This window comes from Phytomonospora sp. NPDC050363 (genome assembly GCF_040655735.1).
Lineage (GTDB): Bacteria > Actinomycetota > Actinomycetes > Mycobacteriales > Micromonosporaceae > Phytomonospora.
The window spans coordinates 1-5,542 of the sequence record NZ_JBFAKK010000035.1 but is presented as its reverse complement, the minus strand read 5'-3'; the positions used below and the strand labels follow the sequence as shown (position 1 = coordinate 5,542).

General features: G+C 68.9%; 6 protein-coding genes. 5 read left to right on the top strand and 1 reads right to left on the bottom strand.

Translation table 11 applies throughout. The features are described from left to right. Positions 1-144: 144 nt before the first annotated feature. Positions 145-405, bottom strand: coding sequence for a hypothetical protein (locus tag AB0I28_RS39360; RefSeq protein ID WP_357501238.1), 261 nt, complete (start codon positions 403-405; stop codon positions 145-147). A gap of 122 nt (positions 406-527) precedes the next feature. Here AB0I28_RS39360 and AB0I28_RS39355 point away from each other — a divergent pair, with 122 nt between their 5' ends. The 5 genes from AB0I28_RS39355 (at position 528) to AB0I28_RS39335 (ending at position 5,390) form a co-directional block, all read left to right on the top strand. Next, positions 528-881: a hypothetical protein gene (locus tag AB0I28_RS39355; RefSeq protein ID WP_357501237.1), complete on the top strand. Its 354-nt coding sequence runs from the start codon at positions 528-530 to the stop codon at positions 879-881. A 112-nt stretch (positions 882-993) separates the two neighbouring features. Then, positions 994-2,142, top strand: a complete 1,149-nt coding sequence (locus AB0I28_RS39350) for a tyrosine-type recombinase/integrase (RefSeq protein WP_357501236.1) — start codon at positions 994-996, stop codon at positions 2,140-2,142. Further along, on the top strand, positions 2,139-4,592 hold the full coding sequence (locus AB0I28_RS39345) for a tyrosine-type recombinase/integrase (protein WP_357501235.1): 2,454 nt from the start codon (positions 2,139-2,141) through the stop codon (positions 4,590-4,592). Before AB0I28_RS39350 ends, AB0I28_RS39345 begins: the two co-directional genes overlap by 4 nt. After that, a complete protein-coding gene (locus tag AB0I28_RS39340; protein ID WP_357501234.1) occupies positions 4,592-5,119 on the top strand; it encodes a DUF6262 family protein in 528 nt (175 codons plus the stop codon). Before AB0I28_RS39345 ends, AB0I28_RS39340 begins: the two co-directional genes overlap by 1 nt. 40 nt (positions 5,120-5,159) lie before the next feature. Beyond that, on the top strand, positions 5,160-5,390 hold the full coding sequence (locus AB0I28_RS39335) for a hypothetical protein (RefSeq protein WP_357501233.1): 231 nt from the start codon (positions 5,160-5,162) through the stop codon (positions 5,388-5,390). Positions 5,391-5,542: the final 152 nt, after the last annotated feature.

Genomic DNA, 5,542 nt, shown 5'->3' with positions numbered 1-5,542 from the left:
CGTTTCGTCGGTCTTGGCTCGGTGTGGCGGGCTGATGCAGCACGGGCTGGCAGGGTGCGTGCGCGACATGATCTGTCAGTGGTGTCGCAGACGCTGCACAGACGCGCGGGGGCCGGAGCCGCCTAAGCGGCTCCGGCCTGGCTTCTACTGGCCCTCAGCGGCCTCCTGCGGGGGGTCGGAGGGCTGGCCGGCATCCGGCTCAGACTCGCCGCGCAGCAGAGCAGTGGCGGTGGAGCGTCGCTCGGCGTTCTGCGAGTAGAGCGCGATCAGCGTCAGGAACGCGCGCCGCGGTTGCAGGATGCGGAACGCGCCGCCCACGAGCAGCAGGATGGAGATGGATCGGGCGGCCGGGGCCCATGCACCCAGGAGGTCCCACATCTCGGAAGGGATTTTGGACAGGTCCACGCATGACTCCTCGACCCGACCAGGTCCTCGCGGATGTGGTCAGGCGATTCGAGCCAATGCCCCTATGCCGATGCTGCAGTTGTCCGAAACGAGTAACGTTTCGTCACCCATAGACTACGCGAATGCGTTTCGACCGGTTTCAGCTGGTGACCGCCTACCTGCGCTGCTCCCGCTGCCAGATCACGATGGGACGTCGCGCTCCGGTCATGGGACATGCTGTCCATTTCGGCGGCTGGCAGATCAGCAGCTGGCACCGCCGCCCCGGCAGCAGCGGACGCGCACGCCATGCCGACGCCGACAACGACGAGCTCTACATTCCTGGCGACGCCAAGGGCATTCGGTTGCGCTGCCGCCGTTGCCGCCTGGCTCCACGACCCTCGCTCGAGAAGGTCCTCGCCTGGGCGGAGGAGCTGGACTACCGACAGGACCCCAACCCGCGGTTCCCGCAGAACGGCATCGGCGACATCTACTTCTGACGGCCTCCCCGTTTCGGGTGAGTTCACCGGGGCGGCGGGCCTGTCGCGCACGTCGCGGACGCGGCCGGGCTCGTTGGTCTCCCTGGGGTTGTCACGCGGTGAAGGGGGGCTGGTGGGATTCCGGTCGTTTCGGGTGGTGCTGCCGTCGGGGGTCGGGTACTGGACGGTCGTCGACGGCTCCTACCGGGTGGTCGAGGAGGCCGATAATTTCCTGCTGGCCGCGCGACTGGGCCGGGATCTGGCCGAGGGCACCACACAGGCCTACGCCACGGCGCTGGGCCTGTTCCTGGAGTGGTGTCAGGGGCTGAGCGTCGACTGGCGCGGCGCGGGACGGGGCATGGCACGGTTCGTGTTCTGGCTCCAGCACCACGATCCGAGCGGGCAGCACCGGCCCGGCGTTGACGAGCCTGTCCGCGGGGCACGGCGGGTGAACGCGGTCTTGGCGGCGGTCCGGGAGTTCCTGCGGCACGCCGTCGCCGTCGGGGACGCCGCGCCGTCGGCACTGGACGGGCTGTTCGAGGTCGTCCGCGACTGGGATCTGCCGTCCGAGGTTCGCGGGGAGCACACCGTCGGGTTCCGTGAGCGGCCCCGGCACCGGTTGCAGGAGCCGGAGCGCACGGTCGACGCCGCCACCGAGGACGAGGTCTTGGGCTTGGTGAGGGCCTGCCGCAACGCCCGGGACCGGTTCATCGTCATCGGGCTCTGGCGGATGGGAGCCCGACGCGGGGAGCTGGCCGGCGCGCGGCGGGAGGACGCGCACTTCCTGCCCGACGCCAGGGTTCTGGGTTGCGATGTCTCGGGCCCACACCTGCACGTCCGCAAACGCAACAACGACAACGGCGCCGCAGCCAAGTCGCGGTGGTCGCGGGCGATGCCCGCCGACTGGCTGGTGGTCCAGGCCTATGACCAATACGCCGCCGAGCGCGAGGCATGCCCGGCTGCGGCGTCCTGCGACTTCCTGCTGGTGAACCTGTTCGCCGAGCCGTTGGGCCGCCCTATGCGCCCGCAGGCCCTCAACGAGATCCTGGCGGCCCTGTCACGGCGGGCCGGGCTGTCGCGGGTGGTCCACCCGCACATGCTGCGCCACGCCTTCGCCACGACGGTCATGGAGGCCGGGGCGACGCTGGATGAGCTGAAGGAGCTGCTGGGGCACGCGTTCCTGACGTCCTCAGAGGTCTACCTGCACCCCTCGCAGGAGCGGCTGCGTCGCGCCGTCGAGCAGGTCCGCTCACCTCGCCTGCCGGAAGGGACGCGAGGATGACCGCGTTGAGGCTGGTCCAGCCCGATAAGCATCCGCTCGAGGATGAGGAGGAGCTGGAGATCCTGCGCGGGTTGCTGCGGCCGGAGTTCCCCGTCGAGGCCGGCTGGGATCCGGTCAAGGGCGTCTTGGCCCCGCCGAGGGATCACCCGTTGCTGGGGCTGCGCAAATGCCTGGTCGTCGACTGCCGGGCCGGGATCCGATCCCCCAACGCCGAACTCTGCTCGACTTGCATGACCCGCTACAACGCGGCGGGACGACCAGAGCTGCAGGCGTTCGCCGCCACCGTCTCGGGCAAGAAGAACATGGGCCAGATGCTCTGCTGCGTTACCGGATGCGGCAGGCCGTCGCACGTCCGCGATCGGCTCTGCTACGGCCACTACCACCACCGCAACCGATACCCGAACCTGGCGCTGGACGACTGGCTGAAACTGCCCGAGGTCAAACCGATGGAGTCGTTCGGGGACTGCCGGGTTCCCACCTGCATCCGCATCGCGGCCAACAACTACCGGCTCTGCCAACCCCACACTCACCGGCTGCGCGACGATCGGCGCGAGGCCCCTAGCCTCGACATCGAGGAATGGATCACCGAGCAGCCACCGGCGCAGCTGGACTACATCGTCGTGTTGAAGGGGATGCCCGAGCGCATCCGGCTGGAGCTGCTGCTGGGAATGCAGTTCCGCACCGACGCGGGTGTTAAGACCCCCTTGACGCTGGTGAGGTCGCTGGTGTTCTGGGCGCACCGCACGCGCGCGACCACCGTCGAGGAGTTGCTGGAGGCGCCCATCCATCGATCCCGTCACGATGTCACCGCGATCCTGCGCGGCTTCGTCAGGGACCTGCGCCGGGCGAGGTCGAACCCCGAGACCGAGCGCGGCAAGGACGTCTGGGACCTGGCGGTGATGGGGATGAAGGGCTTCCTCGACTTCACCGTCATCCATCAGCCCTGGCTGCGGCACGCGGCGAAGGAATGGGCCTCCGAGGACCTGCCCCGCCACCGCGGGCGCCAGGCCTCAGCCACCACGCGCACCACGCTGGTCACCCTTGCCAGGCTCTCGCAGTCGCTGCGCTCGAACAGGACCGACGGCGGTGACGACCTGACCGGGTTGGGTCGGGCGGACATCGTCGCCTTCCTCAATCGGCTGGCCCATCAGGAACGCACCGGCGATCTGACGGCCAACTTGCGCCTGCACACCGTCAGACGCGTCCGCCGCTTCCTCGACGACATCCGCGTCTTCGGAATGACCCGCGCCGGCGGGCACATGGCTGGCCTGCCCGTCGACTTCGCCATCCGGCAGACCGACCTTCCTCGCCCGCCGGAGCTCGAACGCCGAGGCCGGGACCTGCCGCCCTCGGTCATGCGCGGCTTGGCTGAGGGGCTGACGGTCATGGAGGAGGTCTTCGGGATCTCCTCCCGGCGCATCACCGAGCTGCTGATCGACACCGGCCGGCGGCCCGCCGAGATCTGCCGCCTGCGCCTGGACTGCCTCGTCCGCGACGCCAGCGGCAAACCGGTGTTGATCTATACCGACTTCAAGAACAACCGCCCCGACCAGCGCCTGCCGATCAGCGAGGTCACCGCAGCGGTCATCCTGGCGCAGAAGGACTGGGTGACGGCGAAGTTCCCCGCGACCCCGATCGGGAAGCTGGCGCTGTTCCCCCGCGAGACCGGCAACCCCAAGGGCACCCGCTACATCGGCGAGGAGACCTTCGCGACCACCCACCGGAGCTGGATTCGGCTGATCGGTGGGGACCTCGTCGACGAGGACGGCCGCGCGTTCGACCCGGCCCTGGTCGTCCCCTACGCCTACCGTCACAGCTACACCCAGCGCCACGCCGACCAGGGCATCGCCCCCGACGTCCTGCGGGACCTGATGGGCCACAGGTCCATGCAGACGACCCTGTCCTACTACCACGTCACCGAGACCCGCGTCCGCGGCGCCGTCGACCGCGTCGCGCAGCACCAGTTCGACGGCCAGGGCCAGCGCGTGTTCACCGCCGTCGCCACGCTCCTGGCCGACGAGCACGCACGAATGCGCATTGGCCAGGTCGCCGTCCCCTTCGGGATCTGCACCGAGCCGTCCAACGTCAAGGCCGGCGGGCAGGCATGTCCTTACAAGTTCACCTGCCTGGGCTGCGGGCACTTTCGCTCCGATGCCTCCTACCTGCCGGAGCTGAAGTCCTACCTTCAGCAGCAGCTGGCCGACCGGGAACGGATTCAGGCCGCCACCGACATCCAGCCCTGGGCCCGTGACCACCTCACCCCACCCGAAGAAGAGATCAGCGGACTGCGGCGCCTGATCCGCCGCATCGAGCAGGACATGGACTCTCTCACCAATGAGGAGCAGCAGGCCATCGACGAGGCCGTCACCGTCATTCGCAAAGCCCGCCAGATGGTCAACCTCGGCATGCCCACCATCAGGCCCGAGACCACCGAGAAGAGCGCTGGCTGATGGGCGGCGCACCCGACGTCCTAGCCGCAGCCCGTCGGCGCGACACCGAGCAACGTCACGCCCGCGTCCTGGCTGCGATCAAGCAGATGGCCACCGACGCCGACGACATCACCATCTCCGCCGTCGCTGCCCGCGCCCGCGTCCACCGCTCGTTCATCCACCGCCACCCCGACCTGCGCACCGCGGTCCTGGCCGCCGCCGAAGCTCCGACCCTGGCCCCCTCGGCCACTCTCGTCAGCCGCAAGTCGCTCATGGCCGACAACGCCAACCTCCGCCATCGCAACAACCGCCTGGCCACCCGCGTCCGCGACCTCGAAGACCGCCTCGGAGAGATCCTCGGCGAGCAGGCATTCCAGCGCAGCGGCCTCGGCGCGCCCACGGGCACCCGGCACCTGGAAGAAGCGATCGAACAGCAGCGCCAGCAAATCCTCGACCTCACCGAGAAGCTCCGCGAACGCGACGAGGAACTCGAAGCCGCCCGCACCGCCAACCGCGGGCTCATGCGCGACATCAATCGTCCACATTGACCGGACGGATGCACCGGTCACCGCACATACACTGCCAGGCATGGACGACGACATCCTGACCATCGAAGAGTCCTGGCCCGGCACGACCATCAAAGGCGAACCGGGCATCGTCTCGGGGATCCTCTCGCTCAGTCGCATGACCGGCGGGGAGCTATTGCTCAACCTCGCCGTCGGGCCCGCAGGCGGGCGACCAGAGGAGTCCGACTACGTCGAGTTCGTCCTCGCGGGAGCCAACCTCGAGGCCCTGCGCAACGCGCTCAACAACGTCTGAGCCGGTCCGTTCACGGCCGACACCAGCGACACCCTCGCCGCCAGAAACCCTGTCCCCGACACCTGTCGCGCACGCAGACCATCACACAGACATGCCCTCAACAGCACACACGGGACGGAAAACGAGCGAACCGCTTCCCAATCCCAACAGAA

What these genes read in the sequence shown, in the direction of transcription:
- AB0I28_RS39355 (WP_357501237.1), top strand. Translation starts at nt 528, where the DNA reads ATGCGTTTCGACCGGTTTCAGCTGGTGACCGCCTACCTGCGCTGCTCC.
- AB0I28_RS39345 (WP_357501235.1), top strand. Translation starts at nt 2,139, where the DNA reads ATGACCGCGTTGAGGCTGGTCCAGCCCGATAAGCATCCGCTCGAGGAT.
- AB0I28_RS39340 (WP_357501234.1), top strand. Translation starts at nt 4,592, where the DNA reads ATGGGCGGCGCACCCGACGTCCTAGCCGCAGCCCGTCGGCGCGACACC.
- AB0I28_RS39335 (WP_357501233.1), top strand. Translation starts at nt 5,160, where the DNA reads ATGGACGACGACATCCTGACCATCGAAGAGTCCTGGCCCGGCACGACC.